The organism is Streptomyces sp. NRRL B-3229 (assembly GCF_000719505.1).
GTDB lineage: Bacteria > Actinomycetota > Actinomycetes > Streptomycetales > Streptomycetaceae > Streptomyces > Streptomyces griseorubiginosus.
On the sequence record NZ_JOGP01000026.1, the window covers coordinates 167,612 to 190,366 of the forward strand.

Genomic DNA, 22,755 nt, shown 5'->3' on the forward strand with positions numbered 1-22,755 from the left:
TCCTTCACTGCCATCAGGAGGTGGCAGCCACACCGGCGACCAGGAGGCGGGCGTGACCCAGAGGCAGGGCCGATGAACACCCCCGGGACCACTCCACAGACCCGCGGCCGGGCCGCCCGCAAACGCGTCCCCCGTTCCGCCCACGGGACCTGGCTCCCGTCCCTCGACCGCCAGGACCCCGTCGCCGTACTGGAGCGACAGGGCCGCGACCGCCTCCCGGAACTGCTCCCGATCCGGTACGGCAGGATGTCGGCCTCCCCGTTCGCCTTCCTGCGCGGCGCCGCCGCCGTGATGGCCGCCGACCTGGCCTCCCAGCCGCACACCGGCCTCACCGTGCAGCTCTGCGGCGACGCCCACCTGCTCAACTTCGGCCTCTACGCCTCTCCGGAACGCTCCCTCCTCTTCGACCTCAACGAATTCGACGAGACGTTCCCGGGCCCCTTCGAATGGGACGTCAAACGGCTCGCCGCGAGCGTCGCCGTGGCCGCCCGCGAGAACGGGCACAGCGACGGCAAGGCCCACCGGGCGGCCCGGGCGGCGACCACCGCGTACCGCACGGCCATGCGCCGCCTGGCCCGGATGGGGGAGCTGGAGGTCTGGTACGAGAGCGTCGACGCCGACAGCCTGCTCCCGCTCGTCCGCTCCGCCCGCCACCGCAGGCGCGTCCAGTCCAGCCTCACCCGGGCCCGCCGCCGCACCAGCCTCCAGGCCCTCGGGAAGCTCACCGAGATCGTCGACGGCCGCCACCGCATCATCACCGACCCGCCGCTCCTCGAACCCGCCGGCGCCCCCGACATGGCCAGCCTGCGCAAGATCTTCAGCGACTACCGCTCCACGCTCTCCGAGGAACGCCGGCTGCTGCTGGACCGCTACCGCTTCGTGGACGCGGCCCGCAAGGTCGTCGGCGTCGGCAGCGTCGGCACCCGCTGCTTCATCGTCCTGCTGACCGGCCGGGACGCCGACGACCCGCTGTTCCTCCAGATCAAGGAGGCCCGCCCGTCCGTGCTGGAGGAACACCTGCCGCACGGGCCGTACGTCCATCCGGGGCACCGGGTGGTCGTGGGCCAGCGTCTGCTCCAGGCCGCGAGCGACATCTTCCTGGGCTGGATGAGCGGGCCCCAGGGCCGGGCCTTCTACTGGCGCCAACTGCGCGACATGAAGGGCTCGGCGGACGTCCTGGGCATGTCCCCGTCCGACCTCACGGCGTACGCCGGCCTCTGCGGCACCACCCTGGCCCGCGCCCACGCCCGCTCCGGCGACCGCGTCGCCATCGCCGCGTACCTGGGCGGCGCCGACACCTTCGACCAGGCGGTCGCCGACTTCGCCCTCGCCTACGCCACCCAGACGGCCAAGGACCACGCGACCCTGACAGCGGCCATCGCAGCGGGTGTCCTCAGAGCGGCCCCGGGCGAGTGACCGAACCAGCCTCGCGGGTCAGGACCCCGCACTGCCCAGGTTCCCCGAACCACCGCGACAGCTGGGCGTCGAGACTCCGCTGATCGGCTCCGATCCATGCCACATGGCCGTCTGGGCGGAGCAGGAGACCAGGAGCGGTCAGGGCCGCCGAAGGGTCCTGGAGGCGGTCGACGCGGTCGGACCAGTCGCCGACGGTCAGTCGGCCGGTGCGGTCCAGCAGGAGGCCGCGGCCGTGGCGCAGCAGGTCGTAGAGGCGGCGGCCTGGCTGGACGTCGAGGTCGGGCAGGCGGCGGCCGAGCAGGTCGGGGCCCTCGCCGAAGTCGTACCGGATGCCGGTCGCGGTGATCTTCTCGATGAGATGCCGGTTCACCTCGTCGAAGTCCATCAGCTCGGCGAGCAGCCTGCGCACGGCCCGCGGGCCGGGTTCGGGGGAGAGCAGTTCCATCTGCGCGCGGGTGTTGTCGAGCACGTCCGCGGCAACCGGACGGCGTTCCGCCTCGTAGGTGTCCAGCAGCGTCTCCGGTGCCCGGCCCCGCAGCTGCGCGGCCAGCTTCCAGCCGAGGTTGAACGCGTCCTGGAGCCCCAGGTTCAGACCCTGCCCACCGGTCGGGGGATGGATGTGCGCCGCGTCCCCGGCCAGCAGCACCCGCCCGACCCGGTAACGCTCGGCGAGCCGGGTGGCGTCCCCGAAGCGGGACAGCCAGCGCGGGGAGTGCACCCCGAAATCGGTCCCGGCGACGGCGCGCAACTGCTCCCTGAACTCCTCGATGCCGGGCGGTTCCGCACGATCACCGACCCCCGCGGCGGGGACCACGACGCTGTACGTCTCAGGCCCGACGGGCCGCAGCCAGAACCGGTGCAGGGTCTCGCGGAGCCCGGCCACCCGGGCGGCGACCTCCTCCGGGGGCATCCCCACCGCCATCTCGCCCATCAGCGTGTCGGTCCGCGAGGGCTCGCCGGGGAAGCCGACCCCGAGCAGTTTGCGCACCGTACTGCGCGCCCCGTCACACCCGACGAGACAGCGCGCACGCAGCCGTTCGCCGTCGGCCAGTTCGACGGTCACCCCGTCGTCGTCCTGTTCGAGACCGGCCACCGCGCAACCGTGCCTGACCTGCGCCCCCAGCCCGGCCGCGTGCTCTTCGAGGAGGCGGACGAGGACCGGCTGCGGGATGCCCAGCAGATAGGCGTGCGCGGAATCCAGGCCCGGGGGCACCGGCTTGTCGATGGCGGCGAAGAGGCCGCGGGCCGGCCGCCGTCTGCCGTGCGCGAGCAGGCGGTCCAGCAGCCCGCGCATCGCCATGATCTCGAGACTGCGCATGTGCAGACCGACGATCCGGACGTACGACGCCGGCTCGGTCTCCTTCTCCAGGACGAGTACCCGCACCGCGTGCAGCCGGAGTTCGGCGGCCAGCAGCGCGCCGGTCGGCCCGCACCCGGCGATGATCACATCGAACGACGGCTCGGAGGTGAACTGCGGAGAGTCCATAGGTGTTGCCTTTCGGGAGTGCCCAGTGGTCGAGGCGCTCCCGGCGACACCTGTGTCAGTCGCCGGCCATGACGGAAAGGGGGAGCACCCACATCGCTACAGCGTTCACGGGTCTCACCTCCTCGGGCGGGGTCACGGTCCACCGCACGCTACAAGTCCCGGCCCCACCCGCTCCACTCATTTCCGCCGGACGCCTCAGCCGTACCGCTCCACCAGCCCCCGCACGTACGCCTCCAGCCGCCCGCCCAGCACCCCCGGCGTCAGATCGGTCCGTCCCAGCTCGCGCCACGGTCCGGCGAGCTTCGCCGCGTCAGGGCAGTAGGCGAGGGCGTCCAGGAGCCGCCAGTACAGATGGGCGGGCCCGTCGGCCAGGCGCCGGCCGCCCCGCGTCTCGTACCGCTCCCGGAAGCCCAGCCCGTGCGCCGGCCCGTGCAGCAGGGCGAGGGCCGTCGAGCAGTGCGCGACATCGAGGTCGGCGGGTCCCCACGAGGTCTCCACCCAGTCGACCACCCCGCTGACCCGGAGCCCCTCGCCCGCGCCGGTGAACAGCACGTTCCCCGGGTGGAAGTCCCGGTGCAGGAAGCAGCCTTCGTACGGCGGCGGGTCCCGGCGGATGACGTCAACGGCCCGCTCCCACAGTGCCCCGCGCACGCCCCGCACCCGCTCCGGCGACGTCCACGCCTGGTAGGCGCGCGGCCGTACGTCGGGAACGACCAGGTGGATCCGGGCGAGTTGGTCCGCCAGCAGGTCGAGCCGCTGCTCCAGATCCTCCTCGTCGACCCGCACCCGGCCCGGCAGCCGGGACATCAACAGCGAGGGGTGGTCGCAGTGTTCGGCCGTTGCGTCCACGGCGACCGGGTCGGGGGCCGGCACCCCGTCCTGGCCGGCGAGCAGCGCCAGGACCGACGCCTCCCGGCCCAGCAGACCGGGCGCGTGATGCCGGAAGAAGGGCTTCACGAACGACCGCAGGACCAGCTCGGAACCGTCGTCGAGGGTGAGTCGGCGCATCTGGGAGCTCCAACCCCCGGACAGGAAAGCGGTGTCGACGACCGACCGGCCCTCGGGAAGCTGCTTGGCCACCCACCCACGGGTCGCAGTCCAGCCCCCGTCGCCCGGACCGGTCAGCAGGGCGGTCACCAACTCCCGCCGGTCGTCGGCGTGATCGTGCAGCCACACCCCCAACCTGTGCTCGGCGTCGGGCAGTTCGTGACGTGTGAACTGGGACCGGAAGGCCAGCGCCTCCTGTACGGCCTCGGTCACCTCCGTTGGGATCACCGCGTCCGTGCCCGGCACCGCGAGCACCGCCCGCCCCTCGAACGCCCGCAGTGCCTCGAGTGCCGGTGCCTGCCGCCAGCTGTCCGGCCGCCGGATGATCGCGCTGAACTCGCCGTCCCCGCGCCCGAACGGCAGCTCCCACGCCTCACCGGCGTACACGGCGGGCGCGCACAATCCGATCGCCACGACCTGCCCGCGGTAGTGCCGGACGAGGTCGGCCACCGTCTGCCCGCTCATGCTGAAGCCGACCAGCACCAGCGGGCCGTCCGCCGGCACCTGCGCGTCGATCACGGAGACCGCCTGCTCGAAGCGCCGACGCAGACTCGACTCGGCCAATTGCCCCGAGCTTTCACCGTGCCCGGAGAAGTCGAAGGCGAGCGCCCGGCAGCCGTGAGCCGCGAACTCGTCGAGGAACGGCAGGAGATGCTCCTTGCTGCCGCGACCCGCTCCGTGGAGCAGTACGGCAGTGGGCGCCGCTGCCGGACCGCCCCCGCTGTGGACACCGGCCAGGCGCTCACCGTCGTGCTCGTGGGTGAAGGGCACGGGCATGGACACCAACTCCAGAGTGCGGGGAAAGAGCTCGCGCAGGGCAGGCATCAGCCTGCCCCTCCGGGGCTACTCTTCTACACCACACCCACGCACACGGAGGCCCGTCATGGGCACCATCGTCCTTTCCGGGACCGTCGTCCTGGTCATCCTGGGCTTCGGGAACCACACCTGGTGGCTCGTCGCCGTAGCCCTGCTCTTCGTCTACCTTCAGTACGGCCGCGGTACCTCGGCGTCCTCGTCGGGCGGCGCGGCCGGGGGTACCTCGGACGCCTCGCCCAGCGGGTACCGCGCATACCGCGACCGCCGCGACAAGCAGGCGAAGTGGGACCGCAGGTACCGCCGCGAGCGCCCGCTGGAGTCCCGCCGGCAAGCGCGCGAGAGAAAGAGCTAGAGCTGCTGAGGGCCGGGGCTAGGGCTAGGGCCAGAGCTCAGAGCCCGGGAGCGCCCCACAGGGGGAACCACCGGTTCAGGTCCTGCTCGATGCGCAGATCGTTCGAGAGGGTCGCCTTCACCCGCAGCTCCAGCGCGTTGTCGCGGCGCTGTGCCGCGCCGGGCAGCGGGGCGAAGGGGTAGAAGGTGCCGCGCTTGTAGAGGTAGACCAGCGCGAGCGACCGGCCCCCGGGGTCCTGGAACCCGGCAAGTGAGCACAGCAGTTGGGGCCCGAAGCCGTTGACCTCCATCGAACTGTTCACCGCGTGCAGGTCGTTGACCAGCTGTGGCAGCTGCTCCGGGACGCGCTCGGAGACCAGCCACGAGTAACCGAAGTCGTCCCGGCACAGCTCCACCGGCGGTCCGTCCCGCTCGGCGTCCGCGTCCAGCAGTGCCTGGACCTCCCGGTGCGTCTGCTCGAAGGCGGCCCCTTCGACCGTCGCGAAGCACACCGCTCCGCGCCCGGTCGGGGTGAAGGAGGCGGCCGCCTCCAGCGTCACGGCCGCCGACGGCAGCGCGAACAGCTGGTCGAGATCGGGCGCGACGGGCTTGGTGCGCCCGAGCAGGATGTCCAGCAGCCCCATCCTCAGCCCGCCTTCCCGGGCTCCAGGGGCTCGCCCAACTCCGCGGAGATCCGACCGAGTTGCTCCAACCGCTGTTCCAGGGACGGGTGGGTCGAGAAGTACCGCTCGATGCCGGGCTCCTTGCCGGTGGCCGGCGTGAAGTAGAAGGCGTTGAAGGCCTGGGCCGTGCGCAGGTCCTTGGTGGGGATCCGGGCCAGTTCCCCGGAGACCTTGGTGAGCGCGGAGGCGAGTGCCGAGGGCCGGCCGGTCAGGTGGGCCGCCGCCCGGTCCGCCGCCAGTTCGCGGTACCGGGACAGTGCCCTGATCAGCAGGAAACTGAGCGCGTACACGGCCGCCGAGACACCCATCACCCCGGCGAACAGCATGGCCGTGTTCTGGTCCTTGCGCCCGCTGAACAGCTGGCTGTAGAACGCGAACCGCACGATCAGCCCGGCGATCACGCCCAGGAAGGAGGCGATGGTGATCACGGCGACGTCCTTGTGCGCCACGTGCGACAGCTCGTGCGCCAGGACGCCCTCCAGCTCGGCGGGCTCCAGCCGGTCGAGCAGCCCGGTGGTCACGCACACCACGGCGTTGTCCGGGTTCCGGCCGGTGGCGAACGCGTTCGGCATGTCCATCGTGGACACCGCGACGACGGGCTTGGGCATGTCCGCGATGGCGCACAACCGGTCGACCACGGCGTGCAGTTCGGGATACTCCTCCGGCCCCACGACCCGCCCGCGCATCGCGAACATGGCGATCTTGTCGGAGAACCAGAACTGCGCCACGAACATCACGGCGATCAACGCCACGACCATCAGCCAGGACTTCAGCAACACAAGCAACGCGGCGAAGAAGGCCACGTACAGCAGCCCGAGCAGGAACAGCGTGACCGTCATCCGCACGGTCAGGCGCCGGTCGCTCCGGAAACGGCTCCGCATCTGCATCACCCCGCAGTCAGGCACTCGTCCCACGCTCCAGTGTGCACCCGGCCCGGCCATGAAGCGGTCCCGATCAGCCCTAGGACCAGCAAAGGCTGATGCCTGGGACGAGCAAGGGGTCAGACCAGGGCCGTCCAGGCCTCAGACTCAGGCCCGGCTCGGCCCGTCCAGGCCTCAGACTCAGGCCCGGCTCGGCCCGTCCAGGCCTCAGGCCTTGAGCCCAGCAACCGCTGGCCTCAGGCCTGAGCCCAGCAACCGCTCAGGCCTTGAGCCCCACCTCCCACTTGCGCCTGATCAGCACGTACTCGCTGAACAGCGGCCCGGCCCGGTCCAGCAGCTCACCCACCTCCGCCGACCCGCGCGGCACATCGGCGGTCGGCCGCCACCGCTGCACCGCCTGCCGGGCCCAGTGCCGCAGCCGCTCGTCCGGGTCGTCGATCAGCGCGACGGCCGCCCGCAGCCGTACGACCCCGTCGTGCGCGTGGAGCAACCGGAACGCGGCGACCCGTTCCGCCCGGGGCCGCTCCGGCCCGAGCCGCGCCATCAGCCACTGATCGTCCAGTTTCCGCGCGGAGGGCACCAGGGCGAGGGCCGCCTCCCGTACGACGCCGGGGGCGGGGTCGTCGAGCAGCTCACGCATCCGCTCCACGTCCGTCACGTCCAGGGCCCGCAGTCCGGCCACCGCCCGGGTCCGCACCGTGGCCACCGGATGCGCGGTGAGCGCCCGCAGCAGGTCGGCGTCGGCCCGCTCCCCGCACTCCGCCAGCCCGCTCACCACGCCGGGCGCGAGATCCCCGGCGGCCCCGCACCGCTCCCGGTACCAGGCGAGCGGATCACCCCCGCCCTGCCGCACCACGTACCGGGCACAGGCCCGCACCACTCCGGCCCGGTCCCCGAGGAACGCCACGGCCCGCTCGCAGCGCCCGGCCCGTCGCAACGCGGTGACCCCGGCGGCCCGGGCGTGTGCTCCGCGGGCACCGAGAAGCGTCTCGAGCACGTCGTCGTCCGCGCCGCCCTCCGCGACGGCGGCCAGGGTGGCGTCCGCACACAGGCTCTGGACGACCATGTCGGTGTCCCGGGCGGCGGCCCGGGCCAGCTCGGTGGGGGAGAGGTGCCCCTCCTCCACGGCGAGACGGTAGGCGTACCGGCGTACCGTCCGGTGGGCGTGGGTGTGGAGCGGGGCGAGGGTCCCCGGAGCGGCGGCGCGCAGCAGCCCGGTGGCCAGCTCGGTGACGAAGTCGCCGCGTCCCCGGCGCCCGATGCGCAGGATCAACGGCAGCAGCCGTACGGCGGCCTCGGCGTCGAGCAGCTCTGCCAGCAGCCGCCGCGCCGTCTCCCGTACGGGTTCGGCCCAGTCGGCGCACCGCAGCACGATCAGTGGCAACAACGCCGGGCGCCCCGCGGCCCGGCCCAGAGCCCGCTTGCGGATCCGCCCGTCCCGGTGGCACAGGGCGAGCGCGAGCCGCCCGTCGGTGAGCTCTTCGCCACGGCGCAGGGCGTCGGTCAGGGTGCGTCCCTGCTCGGTCCGCTCCCAGGCCGGCAGCCAGGTGCCGTCGGCCGAGGACCAGGCGCTGTGCCGTGCCTCCGCGTCGAGCGCGATCCAGACGGCCGGGTCGGCCGCGGCGGGCAGGGCCTCCCGCAGACCGGCTCCCTCGGCGAGCCGCACCGCCACCGCCGCTCTGTCCACGACCACCCCGTCCACGCCCGCTCCCCACCCTCGACTGTCCGAGGATCCTAGGCGGGTGAAGCGGGGCGGGGCTCGCGAATTACCTGCTCAGCCCCTTGAGGCAGGCCTAGTACGACCCCCGGAAGTTCGTGTACCCCAGCAGCAGGATGACCGCCGCCACGCACCCGAACACGATCGCCGCCGACCCCCACGCCGACCGGCGCGGGGTCCTGAGCGACGACCGACGATGCGTCCTGAACTCGGCCTCCGCACGGAATGGCTGCGGCTGCGGCGGGTTCTCCTTCCAGCGGGCGGCCAGCATCCGGGCCCGCGCCGAGGGCTCCTTCAGCTCGGCCCCGTCGGCCCACTTGATGTCGAACTCCCACGCCTCGTCGTCCTGTTCCGGCATCCCCTGACCCCCGTCACTTCTCGAACAGCCGTACACAGAAAACGATACGACGGCGCCCCCACCCCTGAACAACAGGAGTGGGGGCGCCGCAAAACCGCCGTAGGACCAAGCCGCCGTCGGACCGGCCTACGCGTCGATCACACGTCGAAGTACAGCTCGAACTCGTGCGGGTGCGGACGCAGCTGGAGCGGGGCGATCTCGTTCGTGCGCTTGAAGTCGATCCACGTCTCGATCAGGTCCGGCGTGAAGACGTCGCCCTGGAGGAGGAACTCGTGGTCGGCCTCGAGGGAGTTGAGGACCGCCGGGAGGGAGGTCGGGACCTGGGCGACGTTCGCGTGCTCCTCGGGAGCCAGCTCGTACAGGTCCTTGTCGATCGGCTCGGCCGGCTCGATCTTGTTCTTGATGCCGTCCAGGCCCGCGAGGAGCAGCGCCGAGAAGGCGAGGTACGGGTTGCCGGAGGAGTCGGGCGCGCGGAACTCGACGCGCTTGGCCTTCGGGTTGGAGCCGGTGATCGGGATACGCATGGCCGCGGAGCGGTTGCGCTGCGAGTACACCAGGTTGATCGGCGCCTCGAAGCCCGGCACCAGACGGTGGTAGGAGTTCACCGTCGGGTTGGTGAAGGCGAGCAGCGACGGGGCGTGCTTGAGGATGCCGCCGATGTAGTAGCGGGCGGTGTCCGACAGGCCCGCATAACCGGCCTCGTCGTAGAAGAGGGGCTGGCCGCCGGCCCACAGGGACTGGTGGACGTGCATGCCCGAGCCGTTGTCACCGAAGATCGGCTTCGGCATGAAGGTCGCGGTCTTGCCGTTCTTCCAGGCCACGTTCTTCACGATGTACTTGAAGAGCTGGAGGTCGTCGGCCGCGGCGAGCAGCGTGTTGAACTTGTAGTTGATCTCGGCCTGGCCGGCGGTGCCCACCTCGTGGTGCTGGCGCTCGACCTGGAGGCCGGAGGCGGCGAGCTGGAGGGAGATCTCGGCGCGCAGGTCGGCGAAGTGGTCGACCGGCGGGGTCGGGAAGTAGCCGCCCTTGTAGCGGACCTTGTAACCGCGGTTGTTCTCGACCGCACCGGTGTTCCAGGCGCCCGCCTCGGAGTCGATGTGGTAGAAGCTCTCGTTCGCCGAGGTGGCGAAGCGGACGCTGTCGAAGACGTAGAACTCCGCCTCGGGACCGAAGTACGCGGTGTCCGCGATGCCGGTCGACGCGAGGTAGGCCTCGGCCTTCTTGGCCACGTTCCGGGGGTCACGGCTGTACTGCTCGCCGGTGATCGGGTCGTGGATGAAGAAGTTGATGTTCAGCGTCTTGTCACGGCGGAAGGGGTCGACCCGCGCGGTCGACAGGTCCGCGCGCAGCGCCATGTCGGACTCGTGGATGGCCTGGAAACCGCGGATCGACGAACCGTCGAACGCGAGCTCCTCGTCCGGGTCGAACGCCTCGACGGGCAGCGTGAAGTGCTGCATGACGCCCGGCAGGTCGCAGAAGCGGACGTCGACGAACTTGACGTCCTCGTCCGCGATGAACTTCTTGGCCTCGTCGGCGTTCTGGAACATCCAGCTCCTCCTACTCCCGACCGTTCCTGGACCGGGGTGGTAGTTCGTTCGTGCGGCCAGTGCGGTGGCACACGTTGTCCTCGACCCTAGGGACGGGTGGTTTCTCGGGCGTGACCCATTTGTTTCGCACAAGTTAACCGGACATCGGCGGCCCCGCCCCTACTGTCCGTATCCCGAAACGCGGGCAGTACCGTGGACCCGTGGACAAGAGGGATGCAATCGGATCGTGGCTCTCCGGCCCCCGCGCGGCCGCCGAGGACGCAGGTGTCGACTTCGGATACCGCGGACAGCAGCTCGGCCTCCCGGAGGAGGGACCGGGCTCGATCGCCCGCCCCGGGCGCCGGCTCGGCGCCCTCGCCGTGGACTGGGCGATGAGCGTCGTGATTGCATCCCAGTTCATCACGCAGGGCTATGGCGACCACGCGACCTCGAACTGGGCCCTTCTGGTGTTCTTCCTGATGAGCGCCCTGACCGTCGGCACCATCGGCTTCACCCCGGGCAAGCGCGTCTTCGGCCTGCGGGTGGTCGCGGTCGACACCGGCCGGGTCAGCCCCCTGCGGGCCGTGCTGCGCACGGCCCTGCTCTGCCTCGCCGTCCCGGCCCTGATCTGGGACCGCGACGGTCGTGGCCTGCACGACCGGCTGGCGAAGACCGTCGAAGTACGGATCTGACGGCGTCCCCCGGCCTTTTCGGCGACCTCCGTCTTTGTCGTGTCCTGACAGTCCCGGCGACGAACATGCGCGGCGGCTGACTATAGGTCAGTGGGCCTGGGCTCCTAGCGTCTGGCACCCAGAGCAACCTCCCCCGTTGCGAAGGGACCCTCCGGACCGATGAAGAGAGCCGCCCTCGTCACCCTCCTCACCGCCGCCCTCCTGGGCGGCGGTCCCGCCACCGCAGCACCCCGGGCATCCGTCGCCGCCCGCCCGGCCGCCGCCTGTACGGCGGCCGACGCGGACGTCTACACGCCCCCCGCTTCCGTCCCGGCCACCCCCGGCACCGTGCTGGCCTGCCGTTCCGTCACGCTGAGCCAGGTGCCCGGCGGCATCCCCATGGCCGCCTGGAAGGTCCTCTACAGCTCCACCGACAACCAGGGCCGCCCCGTCGCCGTCTCCGGCACCCTCGCCGTCCCCACGGCGCCCTGGACCGGCACCGGCGCCCGCCCCGTCGTCGCCTTCCACCCCGGCACCCTCGGCCTCGGCCCGCAGTGCGCGTTCTCCAAGCAGCTCGCCGGGGCGTTCCAGGACGAGTACGAGGGCGACAACATCGCGGCCCTGCTCAAGGCCGGGTACGCGGTCGCCGCGACCGACGGCGCCGGATACCTGGACGGGCAGACGCACCGCTATGTCGCCGGCGCCGACTCCGGCCACGCCCTGCTCGACATCGCCCGCGCCGCGCCCGCGGTGCCGGGCAGCGGGCTGTCCCGGCAGGCGAAAGTCGGCCTGTGGGGCTACTCCGAGGGCGGCGCGGCCAGCCTGTGGGCCGCCCAGCTGGCGGCGGGCTACGCGCCCGAGCTGAACGTGGTCGGGGACGCCTCCGGCGGCGTCCCGGGCGACCTCAAGCAGGTGGCGACCGCGCTCGACGGCGGCGCCTTCTCCGGCTTCCTCGCCGACGCGGCCCTCGGCATCCAGGCCGCCTACCCCGCGCTGCCCTTCGACTCGCTCCTCAACGACCAGGGCAAGGAGGCCGTGCGGACCGCCAAGTCCGTCTGCCTGGTCGGCACGGTCACCGCCCTCGCGGGCCGGAGCCTCAAGGACTTCACCACGGCCGGCCTCACCCTCGACCAGCTCTACCAGCAGCGCGGCAGCGACGGCCGCACCTGGGGCCAGGTCCTGGACGCCCAGAAACTCGGCGTGAACCTCGGCACCTACCGGATCGGCTTCCCCGTCCTCCAGTACCGGGGCGCCCTCGACGAGGTCATCCCCACCGCCACCGAGGACGCCGTCCGCACCGCCTACTGCGCGGCCGGCGTGCGGACCGGCTGGAAGATCTACCCCGGCGACCATCTGCTCACCGACAACCAGGCCGTCGGCGACGTCGTCTCCTGGCTCGGCGACCGGTTCGCGGGCAGGGCGGCCCAGAACGACTGCTGATGACCTAGGTCCGTTACGACGACGAGGGCGCCCGGAGTGATCCGGGCGCCCTCATCGTCGTACGGGAAAAGTCAGCGGGTCCTGCCGCCGCCCTTCGGCAGCTTCATGCCCTTGGGCATCGGGCCCTTCGGCAGCGGCATGTTGCTCATCAGGTCGCCCATCGCCCGCAGGCGGTCGTTGGTGGCGGTCACCTGGGGGCCGGTCAGCACGCGCGGCAGCTTGAGCATGGTGGTCCGCACCTTCTTCAGGGGGACCTGTCCCTCGCCCGTGCCCACGATGATGTCGTGCACCGGGACGTCCACGACGATGCGGTTCATCTTCTTCTTCTCGGCGGCCAGCAGGCCCTTGACCCGGTTCGGGTTGCCCTCGGCGACCAGGACGATGCCGGCCTTGCCGACGGCCCGGTGCACCACGTCCTGGCTGCGGTTCATCGCCACCGCGGGGGTGGTCGTCCAGCCCCGTCCGATGTTGTCCAGCACGGCCGCGGCCGCTCCCGGCTGTCCCTCCATCTGCCCGAACGCGGCCCGCTCGGCGCGGCGCCCGAAGATGATCGCCGTTCCGAGGAAGGCGAGTAGGAAGCCAAGGATGCCCAGGTAGACCGGGTGGCCGATCAGGAAACCGATCGCGAGAAAGACACCGAGGATGAGGATGAAGACACCCGCGAGCACCAAGCCGATCTTCTTGTCGGCCTTGCGGGTCATCTTGTACGTCAGGGCGATCTGCTTCAGTCGCCCGGGGTTCGCGGCATCCGCCGCACTGTCACTTCTCGCCATGCCCCGAAGTCTACGTGGCCCCGTAGGCGCTTTCGACGGCAGTGTCCGCCCTCACAGGGGAGGGATCAGGAGCTGACGCTGAACGTCTTGTCGAGGACGCGCTGGACCTCGACCCGGTCCTTGGCGCGGCGGCGGTCCTCCAGGACGGAGGTCCAGGCGTTGCGGCGGGCGGTGCGCTGGCCGCCGCTCAGGAGCACGGACTCGACGGCACGGAGTGCATCGGTGAACGACGGGATCGCGGTGGCGCGAACAGGTGCGGCCTGCATGGAGGTCCCCCTAGGGAGCGGCGGCTCGGGTGAGTGGTGCACGGGCTGTACAGCCAGCGTCACTGATTGGTGTTACCAGGGCGTGACCGGCTGGTCAAACGCCCATGAAGCCCCGTCGCCGACCCTGAAAACACTGACGCGGCCCCGATGGCCCCCCTATCTGCGGGGACGTCCGGGACCGCGTCAATTGGCCGCTACCTGAAGGTAGTTGCTTGTGCTCGGATTCACACGTTTAGCGTGGCACTCCGTGCCATCGGAGGGGGGTCAGACGGCCTGCGAGGCGACGTAGGAACCACGCTTCTCTACGGCCATCTGGTAGAGCCGACCCGCCCGATAGGAGGACCGGACCAACGGCCCGGACATCACGCCGGAGAAACCGATCTGCTCCGCCTCCTCCTTCAGCTCCACGAACTCGTGCGGCTTGACCCAGCGCTCGACGGGGTGGTGGCGGACGCTCGGACGCAGGTACTGCGTGATGGTGATGAGCTCGCAGCCGGCGTCGTGCAGCTGCCGGAGCGCCTCGCTGACCTCCTCGCGGGTCTCGCCCATGCCGAGGATCAGGTTGGACTTGGTCACCAGGCCGAAGTCGCGGGCGTCGGTGATGACCTTCAGGGAGCGCTCGTAGCGGAAGCCGGGGCGGATCCGCTTGAAGATCCGCGGGACCGTCTCGACGTTGTGCGCGAAGACCTCGGGGCGGGACTCGAAGACCTGCCGGAGCAGCTCGGGCACCGCGTTGAAGTCGGGGGCGAGCAGCTCGACCTTGGTGCGGCCGGCCTCGCGGGAAGCGGTCTGCTCGTGGATCTGGCGGACCGTCTCGGCGTACAGCCAGGCGCCGCCGTCCTCCAGGTCGTCGCGGGCGACGCCGGTGATGGTGGCGTAGTTGAGGTCCATGGTGACCACGGACTCGCCGACGCGGCGCGGCTCGTCACGGTCGAGCGCCTCGGGCTTGCCGGTGTCGATCTGGCAGAAGTCGCAACGCCGGGTGCACTGGTCGCCGCCGATGAGGAAGGTCGCCTCGCGGTCCTCCCAGCACTCGTAGATGTTGGGACAGCCGGCTTCCTGGCAGACCGTGTGCAGGCCCTCGCTCTTCACGAGTTTCTGCATGGCGGTGTACTCGGGACCCATTTTCGCCCGGGTCTTGATCCACTCGGGCTTGCGCTCGATGGGGGTCTGAGCGTTACGGACCTCCAGGCGCAGCATCTTGCGTCCGTCGGGTGCGACTGCGGACACGACCGGCTCCCTAGCGATTGATTCTTCGGCGTGCTCAAGGGTACGCCCGTGGATTTGAAAGCCCACTGCCTGTCTCAGGCCGCAGGTGTCTTCTCGATCACCCTCGGCTTGAGGTCAGCGTTCTCCAGCACGTCCCTCAGATGCCGCTCGGCGACCGGCAGCACCTCGGCGATGGTCACGTCCCGGCCCAGTTCGTTCGCGAGGGAGGCGACGCCCGCGTCCCGGATGCCGCAGGGGATGATCCGGTCGAACCACTTGTTGTCCGGGTTCACGTTCAGCGCGAAGCCGTGCATGGTGACGCCCTTGGCGACCCGGATGCCGATGGCCGCGATCTTGCGGTCCTCGCGGCGCTGGCCCGCGTTGGACGGCGCGTACTCCGGGCCGTTCATCCGCGGGTCGAACTCCTCGTCCGTGAGCCGGGGGTCGAAGTCGAGGGAGAGCCCGCCGAGCGCGGGGCGCGTCTCGACCGGATCACCGAGCACCCAGACGCCGCTGCGGCCCTCGACCCGGGTGGTCTCCAGGCCGAACTCCGCGCACGTGCGGATCAGGGCCTCCTCCAGGCGCCGTACGTGCGCCACCACGTCCACCGGCCGCGGCAGCTTCTGGATCGGGTAGCCCACCAGCTGGCCCGGACCGTGCCAGGTGATCTTCCCGCCGCGGTCGACGTCGATGACGGGGGTGCCGTCGAGGGGGCGCTCGTTGTCCGCGGTGCGCCGGCCGGCCGTATAGACAGGGGGGTGTTCGAGCAGCAGGACGGTGTCGGGGACCTGGTCCTCGAAGCGTGCCGCGTGCACCCGGCGCTGCTCGTCCCAGGCTTCCTGGTACTCGACCGCGTCCGCACCGAACCCCATGCGGACGAACCGCAACCCACTCACGGCAAGCGCCTCCCTAGAAGGTCGTAAGGCACGAAACGTGCCTACGCCACTGTACGTCCGGCCCGCGGGCGTCAGCCCCGGGGGCAATCCTCACACGATCGGATGAACGAGCGTCGAAGTGTGCGATCGTCTGCTCACTCTCCGCTACATTCGCGCCGTTCGCAGCGGCCATAAGGGCAGCTCACAGGCAATCCGGGCACCACGTACGACGTGCCGGCCCGAAAGGCAGGAGACCGCACCGCAGATGACGGAACGACCCGCGCAGCGCACTCCCAACCGACAGCTCGCCGCGCTCATCGCAGAAGCGGGGTTCTCCAACGCGGGTCTCGCCCGACGCGTGGACCAGCTCGGTCTGGAACACGGGCTGGATCTCAGATACGACAAGACATCCGTGACCCGGTGGCTGCGCGGGCAGCAGCCCCGGGGCACCACACCGGCCCTCATCGCCGAGGTCTTCACCCGGCGCCTCGGCCGCCGGCTCTCCGCGCAGGACCTCGGCCTCGACGCCTGCGCGCCGGTGTACGCCGGGCTGGAGTTCGCCGCCGGTCCCGAGGAGGCCGTCGACATCGTCAGCGGGCTGTGGCGCAAGGACTCCGGCAGCCACGCCGAACTGCGCAAGATCGCCTTCACCCCGGCCGGCCTGGTCGTCCCCAGCCGGGACTGGCTGATCGGCCGCCCCGACGACCGCGTCGCCCGCGGTGAGCCGCCGGTCCGCATCCCGCCCCAGGGCCGCCCGGTGGTGCCCCGCCAGCGCGGACAGGCCGAACGCGGGCCCGGGCAGCGCGTCACCGGCGGGGACATCGCTGCGCTCGCCTCCGTCGGGAGCCTCTTCCGCACCCTCGACGACCAGTACGGCGGCGGGCACGCCCGGCAGGCCCTGGTCCGCTACCTGGAACACGAGTGCGAGCCGATGCTGCGCGGCACCTACGGGGAGACCACCGGACGCCGGCTCTTCGCCGCGGCCGCCGACCTCACCCGGCTCGCGGGCTGGACGTCCTACGACATCGCGGCGCACGGGCTCGCACAGCGGTACTTCGTCCAGGCGCTGCGACTCGCGCAGGCGGCGGGCGACCGGGCCTACGGGGCGTACGTCCTGGTCACCATGAGTCGGCAGGCCGTCTACCTGGGGCACGGCAGGGAGGCGATCCAGCTCGCGCGGGTGGCCCAGCAGGGCGTCGGCGCGAGCGGCCCGCCGGTCGTGCAGGCGCTGTTGCACTCCGCCGAGGCGCGGGGGCACGGGGTACTGGGGGAGGTGCGGGCCTGCACGGCGTCCCTGGTCCGCGCGGAGCGGGCCCTGGAGGCGGCCCGGCCCGGCGACGAGGTCCCGCACTGGGCGCGGTTCTTCGACGAGGCGCAGCTGGCGGACGAGTTCGGGCACTGCCACCGGGATCTCCAGCAGTTCCGGGCGGCCGCGCAGCACGCCGAGCGGTCCCTTCAGCTGAGGGCGCCGGCGTATGCGCGGAGCCGGTTGTTCTGCCGGGTGGTGCTGGCCTCTGCGAGGCTTGGGCTGGGGGAGTTGGACCAGGCCTGTTCGCTGGCCGCGGAGGCGGCTGGGCAGGCCGCCGAGATGCGGTCGGTGCGGGCGGTCGAGTATGTGCGGGAATTCGAGCGGCGGTTGGAGCCGTACAAGGACGCTGCGCCGGTGCGGAGTTATCGGGACAAGGTGGCTGCGCTTCAGTAGGAGGCTCGCCGTGACTCCGACGGTCCGTTGCCGAATGCCTCGCCGTCGTGGCTGATCGCGCAGTTCCCCGCGCCCCTTAAGGGCGCGGGGGGTGGCCGTCAGGCTGCCTGGGCCGTCGGAGTCGGGTCTGCTCGGTGCATGGACCCGGACGCGCCCAGGTCTTTCAGAATCGCTGTCGTCGCCCTGTGGGCCGAGTGCAGGGCTCCCTGGACCGTGCTGGTGTCGCGGTGGTCGCCGCAGACGTACAGGCCGGCCAGGAGGCGCACCGGGCGGCGCAGGTCGTGCGGGGGGCGCATGGCGGGGACCGCTTCGCGGGTGTGGTGGACCGCCAGGGTCTCCCAGGCCCGCGTCGACGTGCCGTAGAGACGGGCGAGGTGGGTCCGGACCGCGGTGTCGAGGTCGGGGGGAGGAGTCCCGAGGACCGTCGACGACACCAGGACCCGTCCCGCGGGGGCCCGGCTCGGGTCGACCTCGCTGATCACCGCCGTGTGGGCCACCGGACCGCCCCGGTCGGCGTCCAGCAGCAGCGCGGAACCCGTGCGCGGCGGTTCGTCCGTCGTGTGGTGGACGACCGTCACCGGATGGAAGTCCGGCACCCGCAGGCCGGGCAGCAGTTCGGCCGCGGTGCGGCCGTCCGTCGCCAGCAGCACCGCACGGCACCGGAACTCACCGTGCTCCGCCGTCGTCACCGAGGTCGTGGCGACGGACGTGACCCGCACCCCCGTGTGCACGGTCCCCTCGGGCAGCCTCCGCGCGAGCAGCTCCGGGAGCATCTCGGCGCCCCCCTCGGGGACGCACAGGCGGCCGGCCGCGAAGGCCCGCAGCGCGAGGTCGGCGCACCGGCTGGACGTGGTCAGCGCGGGGTCGCAGAGCAGCGCGGCGAGCAGCGGACGCAGAAAGCCGTCGATCGTACGGGCGGGCAGTCCGCGCGCCGCGAGCGCCTGCCCGGCGGGCAGTTCGGGACGGGCGAGGAGGCGTTCGACGGGCACGTTCGCGAGCCGGGTGAGCGCGGCGCCGAGCCGGGCCTGGTCGACGGCCCCGCCGATCGGTCCCCCCGCCCGCGCGGCCCTTGTCCCGGCACCCTGCCCGGCACCGGGCAGCACCGGGAACCCCCTTCTGGGCGCGGCGCCGGTCACCGATGCCGCGTGTGTCCCCGGCACTCCGCGAGGGGCGCTCGCCAGGGCGCGCACCGCTTGCAGTGCGCCCCTTGCGCTACCGGCGCCCGCCGGAGCGTCCACCCGGTGGTGCCGTCCGTCGCCGTGCAGCAGGACCCCCGGTGCGAAGGGCCGCAGCACCAGCCCGTCGAGCCCGGGCGCCAGACGTAGTTCGGGATACGCCGTGGACAGCAGCTGTCCGATCCGGTCGAGCCGGAATCCGTCCACCTTCTCCGTCGACATGCGGCCGCCCGCCCAGGGGGCGGCCTCCAACACCGTGACGGTCACTCCTGCGCTGGTCAGCCGATGCGCCGCGGAGAGCCCGGCGACCCCGGCTCCCACGATCACGACGTCCGCCTGGTACGCGGGCTCAAGCACGTGCCCCTCCTCGAGGTTGCGCGGCCGGTGGAGACGTGATGCCCCCAACAGGCTCCGGGGATACCCGAGTTCGGGTCGAGGGTAGGGCCGGAACCGGTCAGGAACAGTCGCGCATCCACAGGGCACGGTCGCACACCGGTCGCATGTCGTCACGGGTGGTCGCCGAGGAGGCCGCCGCGGTGATTGCGGAGGAGGCCGTCGAACGGCCGTACGACAGCGCGCGGGTCCGGCGCGTTCCTCAGGCCGCCCGGATCGCCCCCTCGATGTCCGGGAACGCGAAGGTGAACCCCGATTCCAGCAGCCTCTTCGGCTTGACCCGGGCGCTGCCCAGCACGTCACCGGCCATCTCCCCGAGCACCGACCGCAGGACCGGCGCGGGCACGGAGAAGAGCGTCGGCCGGTGCAGCACGCGGCCCATCGCCTCGGTGATCTCACGGTTCGTCAGGGGCTCCGGGGTGGTGAGGTTGAACGGCCCGGACAGTCCGTCGGTCTCCAGCAGATGCCGGATCGCGGCCACCTCGTCGTGCAGCGCGATGAACGACCAGTACTGCCCGCCGTCGCCCATCCGTCCGCCGAGCCCCGCCTGGAACAGCGGGAACAGCTTGCCCCAGGCCCCGCCGCCGCGGCCCACCACGAGCCCGGTGCGGGTGAACGCGGTCCGTACGCCCGCCTCCTGGGCCGGGGCGGCGGCCGCCTCCCACTCCACGCACAGCTCCGGCAGGAAGCCCCGTCCGGCGGGCGAGTCCTCGTCGACGACCCGGTCGCCGGTCTCGCCGTAGTAGCCCATCGCGCTGCCGTTCACGAAGACCTTCGGCGGCTCGTCCAGGGAGGCGACGGCCTCGGCGAGGGCGGTCGTGCCCTTCACCCGGCTGTCGCGGATCTGCTTCTTGTACGCGTCCGTCCAGCGCCGTGAGCCGACCCCGGCCCCGGCGAGATTGACCACGGCGTCGCAGCCGGTGAGCCCGGCCGTGTCGACCCGGCCGGCCTCCGGGTCCCAGCGGACCTCCGTCTCGTCCCGCGGCTCCCGGCGCACCAGCCGCACCACTTCGTGCCCGTCCGCGGCGAGCGAGCGCACCAGGGCCGAGCCGATCAGTCCGGACGCCCCGGCCACCGCGATTCTTGAAAGTTGCATGACTTCATCCTGCCTGGTGGGTGCGTAAAAGCGATGTCTGGTTCCGGTACCCGCCGGGTCGTAGGGTGGCGGCCATGTCCCAGCTGTCCATACGCCACGCCCTTCCTGACGACGAAGAGGAACTGGCCCGTCTCGACCGCGCCGAGTGGTCGCCCCTGCACGAGGTCCTGCCCGAGCAGCGGCCGCCCTACCGGCCGTTCTTCGACGAACGCCACCGTCCCGGCGACACTCTGGTCGCCGAGGCCGACCGCCGCATCCTCGGGTACATCCGTCTCGCCTTCCCGACCGGGCTCGAGGCGAACGCCCATGTGCGCCAGATCCAGGGTTTCGTCGTCAGCGGGGAAGCCCGTGGCCGCGGGGTCGGCCGGGCCCTGATCCGCGCGGTCACGGAGGAGGCCCGCCGCCGAGGCGCCCGCCGGCTGAGCCTGCGCGTTCTCGGCCACAACACTCCCGCCCGCAGGCTCTACGAGTCCGAGGGCTTCGCGGTCGAGGGGGTACTGCCGGAGGAGTGGCTGCTGGCGGGGGAGTACGTCGACGACGTGCTCATGGGGCGCCGTCTCTGAACACCTGATCGGCCGCGGCGGTCCTACGGCGCCTGCGCACCACCAGACAGAGCGCGACCCCCGCCACGAGCAGCGAGATCAGGAAGAACACGGGCACGTCAGCCTCCGGGGTGCCATGCGGGACCGGGGCCCCATCATCCGGCAGCCCGTGGCCTCACGACGTGACCAGCTCGCCCGTGTCCACCGGTGCCGTGGCGTTCGCAGCCCTGTCGGCGTCGCCGGCGACCTCGTCGGCGGTCAGGACGTACCCGGTCTCGTCGTCGGAGGTGGAGCGGGCGAAGACCACGCCGTAGACCTTGCCGGAGGTGGTCAGCAGCGGGCCGCCGGAGTTGCCGGGGCGGACGGTCGAGCGGATCGAGTAGATCTCGCGGGTGACGGTGGCGTTGCTGTAGATGTTCTGGCCGTTCGCCTTCACCCGGTTGGCCACGGTGGCCGCCTGGAGGTTCAGGGAGCCGTCCTGCGGATAGCCGGCCACCACCGCGGAGTCGCCGCGCGCGGCGCTGTCGTCGAAGCGCAGGACCGGGGCGCGCAGCTCCGGGACGTACAGCACGGCCACGTCCTTGTCCGGATCGAACAGCACCACCCGGGCCTCGTACGGCTGTCCGACCCCGCCGATCCGGACGCTGGGGTCGTCGATGCCGGCCACCACGTGGGCGTTGGTCATCACGTGCTCCGGCGCGTACACGAAGCCGCTGCCCTCGCGGCCCTGGGTGCCGGAGGAACCCTCGATCTTGACGGTGCTGAGCTTGGCGGCGTTGGTGGCCGCGGCCGTGACGCTGTCACCGGTGGGCTTGGCGACCTCGGCCGTCGACTCGTTCTCGAACGGGTTGAAGACCTGCGGGAAGCCGGCCTCGGTGAGGGCGGAGGTGGCGCGGGAGAACCACGTGGGGGTGGTGTCCGGCATGGAGTCCTGTACGGCGCCGAGCAGCGCGGAGTCCCGGATGGCGGTGGTGACGAGGGTCGACGAGGAGGCGCCGAGGACGCTCGCGGCGACCCAGGCGACGATGAGCACGGCCACGGAGTTGGCGGCGGCCCCGCCGATGCCGTCGGCGACTCGGAGCGGGCCCTGGTCCAGCTCCCTGCGGAGCCGCAGTGCCAGCCGTCCCGCCAGTTCGTGTCCCACGGCGGCCGGGACCAGCACCGTCAGCACGGCGGTCACCGTAGCCTCGGTGCTGCCCGGGGTGACCAGCTCCATCATCCACGGCAGCACCCACACGCCCACGATCGCGCCGCCGACGAAGCCGGCGAGCGAGACACAGCCGGCCACCAGGCCGCGCCGGTAGCCGGAGGCCGCGTAGGCGGCGATCACCAGCATCAGCAGGATGTCGAGCACGTCCACGGAGCCGCCCTTCTCTTTGGAACCTTCAGTACGCAGGCGAGGCGTCCAGTGATCAGCTACGCGCACGCGTGCCGCCCGAAACCGGCCACGCGTGCGTGCACCTGGGAAAACGTCGTGGACCAGGACGATGGTTCCACCGGGTGGCACACCCCACATCGCGGACGGAACGGATCCGGCCGAGAGTGGGAGTCATGCGTGTCCGAAGACCGAAAGGCCTCCGAAGGCGCCGAGCGCCCCGAATACGCGACGCGGTCCGCATAGCTGACCCGGTCCGCATACGCGACGCGGTACGAATACGCGACACCGTCCGGATAGCCGACGCGGTCCGGCTGGGGGAGGCTGCCCGAGCGCGCCTGGCCCGCCGCTTCCGCCCCGCACTCCGGTTCACCGGGCGGGGAACACCTCCGCCCCAGGAACGGCCCACGGACGCCGCCCCAGGCCCCGCCGCGGCCTCCGGAACCGCGGAGCCGGCCGTCTCCGAGGCAGCCGCAGGCCGGCGCGAACCGACCCGCGGCCCGATCACACACCCCGAGAGCCACACCGCCTCTGAGCCGCCCCCGGAGCCCGCCGCCCCCACCTCTACGGCTCCTGCCCGGCCCCCGGACCCCACTGAACCGACGGCCCCCTACGAGGGCCCCACGCCCACCGGGCCGGCGGCGCCCTGTGCGGACCCGGCGGGGTCGGCGGCCCCCTGTGAAGCCGCCTCGCCCACCGGCGCGGCGGATACCGGTGGAGGCGACTCCTCCACCGGACCGGCGGCGCCCTTCGGCCCTGGGACCCCCGCAGATCCCCCCGCCGGAACCGATCCCGCGCCTGCCGCCGAGCCTGCGTGCGTCGCCGAGCCGGTGGCCTCCGCGGAGCCCTTGGGTTCCACCGCGTCCCGCAACGGGTCTGCCCCCACCGACCCTTCTGCCCCGGCACCCGGCATCACCCCCGCCGCCCCCGACCCTTCCGCCGGCCCCCCGGCCCCGGCCACCCCCGCCGCCCCACGAC

The 22,755-nt window shown here is 72.0% G+C and carries 20 protein-coding genes; 6 read left to right on the forward strand and 14 right to left on the reverse strand.

Annotated elements, in window-relative coordinates:
- The first annotated feature begins 72 nt into the window (after nucleotides 1-72).
- On the forward strand, nucleotides 73-1,416 hold the full coding sequence (locus tag IF54_RS0132855) for a DUF2252 domain-containing protein (RefSeq protein ID WP_030325478.1): 1,344 nt from the start codon (nucleotides 73-75) through the stop codon (nucleotides 1,414-1,416).
- Here the strand turns inward: IF54_RS0132855 and IF54_RS0132860 are convergent.
- Nucleotides 1,394-2,902 carry an FAD-dependent monooxygenase gene (locus IF54_RS0132860; protein WP_051735621.1) on the reverse strand — a complete coding sequence of 503 codons (1,509 nt, stop codon included), beginning with the start codon at nucleotides 2,900-2,902 and terminating at the stop codon, nucleotides 1,394-1,396. The genes IF54_RS0132855 and IF54_RS0132860 overlap by 23 nt on opposite strands.
- Nucleotides 2,903-3,097: 195 nt before the next feature.
- On the reverse strand, nucleotides 3,098-4,726 hold the full coding sequence (locus IF54_RS0132865) for a phosphotransferase (protein ID WP_030325482.1): 1,629 nt from the start codon (nucleotides 4,724-4,726) through the stop codon (nucleotides 3,098-3,100).
- A gap of 106 nt (nucleotides 4,727-4,832) precedes the next feature.
- Between IF54_RS0132865 and IF54_RS0132870 the strand changes: the two genes are divergently transcribed.
- Nucleotides 4,833-5,117 (forward strand): hypothetical protein, encoded by a 285-nt coding sequence (locus IF54_RS0132870; protein ID WP_030325484.1) that lies wholly within the window; start codon nucleotides 4,833-4,835, stop codon nucleotides 5,115-5,117.
- Nucleotides 5,118-5,154: 37 nt separating this feature from the next.
- Here IF54_RS0132870 and pspAB read toward each other — a convergent pair whose 3' ends face one another.
- The 5 genes from pspAB to glnA form a co-directional block, all read right to left on the reverse strand.
- The gene (pspAB, locus tag IF54_RS0132875; protein WP_030325486.1) at nucleotides 5,155-5,739 is read right to left on the reverse strand and encodes a PspA-associated protein PspAB; all 585 of its coding nucleotides are present in this window, start codon (nucleotides 5,737-5,739) and stop codon (nucleotides 5,155-5,157) included.
- 2 nt (nucleotides 5,740-5,741) lie between these two features.
- The gene (htpX, locus tag IF54_RS0132880; protein WP_030325488.1) at nucleotides 5,742-6,659 is read right to left on the reverse strand and encodes a zinc metalloprotease HtpX; all 918 of its coding nucleotides are present in this window, start codon (nucleotides 6,657-6,659) and stop codon (nucleotides 5,742-5,744) included.
- Between the two features lie 259 nt (nucleotides 6,660-6,918).
- Nucleotides 6,919-8,361 (reverse strand): hypothetical protein, encoded by a 1,443-nt coding sequence (locus tag IF54_RS0132885; RefSeq protein ID WP_030325490.1) that lies wholly within the window; start codon nucleotides 8,359-8,361, stop codon nucleotides 6,919-6,921.
- Between the two features lie 91 nt (nucleotides 8,362-8,452).
- Complete coding sequence (locus tag IF54_RS0132890) at nucleotides 8,453-8,734, reverse strand: hypothetical protein (protein ID WP_030325492.1); 282 nt, start codon at nucleotides 8,732-8,734, stop codon at nucleotides 8,453-8,455.
- A 137-nt stretch (nucleotides 8,735-8,871) separates the two neighbouring features.
- On the reverse strand, nucleotides 8,872-10,281 hold the full coding sequence (glnA, locus tag IF54_RS0132895; RefSeq protein ID WP_020137338.1) for a type I glutamate--ammonia ligase: 1,410 nt from the start codon (nucleotides 10,279-10,281) through the stop codon (nucleotides 8,872-8,874).
- 200 nt (nucleotides 10,282-10,481) lie between these two features.
- On the opposite strand from glnA, the gene IF54_RS0132900 reads away from it, so the two are divergent.
- Nucleotides 10,482-10,952, forward strand: coding sequence for an RDD family protein (locus tag IF54_RS0132900; protein WP_030325496.1), 471 nt, complete (start codon nucleotides 10,482-10,484; stop codon nucleotides 10,950-10,952).
- 159 nt (nucleotides 10,953-11,111) lie between these two features.
- Nucleotides 11,112-12,371, forward strand: a complete 1,260-nt coding sequence (locus IF54_RS0132905) for a lipase family protein (protein ID WP_030325503.1) — start codon at nucleotides 11,112-11,114, stop codon at nucleotides 12,369-12,371.
- 71 nt (nucleotides 12,372-12,442) lie between these two features.
- Here the strand turns inward: IF54_RS0132905 and IF54_RS0132910 are convergent, their stop codons facing one another.
- From IF54_RS0132910 to lipB, 4 genes are all read right to left on the reverse strand, one after another.
- Complete coding sequence (locus IF54_RS0132910) at nucleotides 12,443-13,144, reverse strand: DUF4191 domain-containing protein (RefSeq protein ID WP_030325506.1); 702 nt, start codon at nucleotides 13,142-13,144, stop codon at nucleotides 12,443-12,445.
- 65 nt (nucleotides 13,145-13,209) lie between these two features.
- The gene (locus IF54_RS0132915) at nucleotides 13,210-13,410 is read right to left on the reverse strand and encodes a hypothetical protein (protein WP_030325509.1); all 201 of its coding nucleotides are present in this window, start codon (nucleotides 13,408-13,410) and stop codon (nucleotides 13,210-13,212) included.
- Nucleotides 13,411-13,674: 264 nt separating this feature from the next.
- Nucleotides 13,675-14,640, reverse strand: a complete 966-nt coding sequence (gene lipA, locus IF54_RS0132920; protein WP_030325511.1) for a lipoyl synthase — start codon at nucleotides 14,638-14,640, stop codon at nucleotides 13,675-13,677.
- A 74-nt stretch (nucleotides 14,641-14,714) separates the two neighbouring features.
- On the reverse strand, nucleotides 14,715-15,515 hold the full coding sequence (gene lipB / locus IF54_RS0132925) for a lipoyl(octanoyl) transferase LipB (protein ID WP_028809586.1): 801 nt from the start codon (nucleotides 15,513-15,515) through the stop codon (nucleotides 14,715-14,717).
- Between the two features lie 244 nt (nucleotides 15,516-15,759).
- On the opposite strand from lipB, the gene IF54_RS0132930 reads away from it, so the two are divergent.
- A complete protein-coding gene (locus IF54_RS0132930; RefSeq protein WP_030325513.1) occupies nucleotides 15,760-17,196 on the forward strand; it encodes a hypothetical protein in 1,437 nt (478 codons plus the stop codon).
- A gap of 98 nt (nucleotides 17,197-17,294) precedes the next feature.
- On the opposite strand, the gene IF54_RS0132935 is transcribed toward IF54_RS0132930, so the two are convergent.
- Nucleotides 17,295-18,728: an NAD(P)/FAD-dependent oxidoreductase gene (locus IF54_RS0132935; protein WP_030325515.1), complete on the reverse strand. Its 1,434-nt coding sequence runs from the start codon at nucleotides 18,726-18,728 to the stop codon at nucleotides 17,295-17,297.
- A 238-nt stretch (nucleotides 18,729-18,966) separates the two neighbouring features.
- On the reverse strand, nucleotides 18,967-19,860 hold the full coding sequence (locus tag IF54_RS0132940) for a TIGR01777 family oxidoreductase (protein WP_030325517.1): 894 nt from the start codon (nucleotides 19,858-19,860) through the stop codon (nucleotides 18,967-18,969).
- 74 nt (nucleotides 19,861-19,934) lie between these two features.
- Between IF54_RS0132940 and IF54_RS0132945 the strand changes: the two genes are divergently transcribed.
- A complete protein-coding gene (locus IF54_RS0132945; protein WP_030325520.1) occupies nucleotides 19,935-20,423 on the forward strand; it encodes a GNAT family N-acetyltransferase in 489 nt (162 codons plus the stop codon).
- Nucleotides 20,424-20,577: 154 nt separating this feature from the next.
- Here the strand turns inward: IF54_RS0132945 and IF54_RS0132955 are convergent, their stop codons facing one another.
- Nucleotides 20,578-21,762, reverse strand: a complete 1,185-nt coding sequence (locus IF54_RS0132955) for a MarP family serine protease (RefSeq protein ID WP_030325523.1) — start codon at nucleotides 21,760-21,762, stop codon at nucleotides 20,578-20,580.
- Between the last annotated feature and the right edge of the window lie 993 nt (nucleotides 21,763-22,755).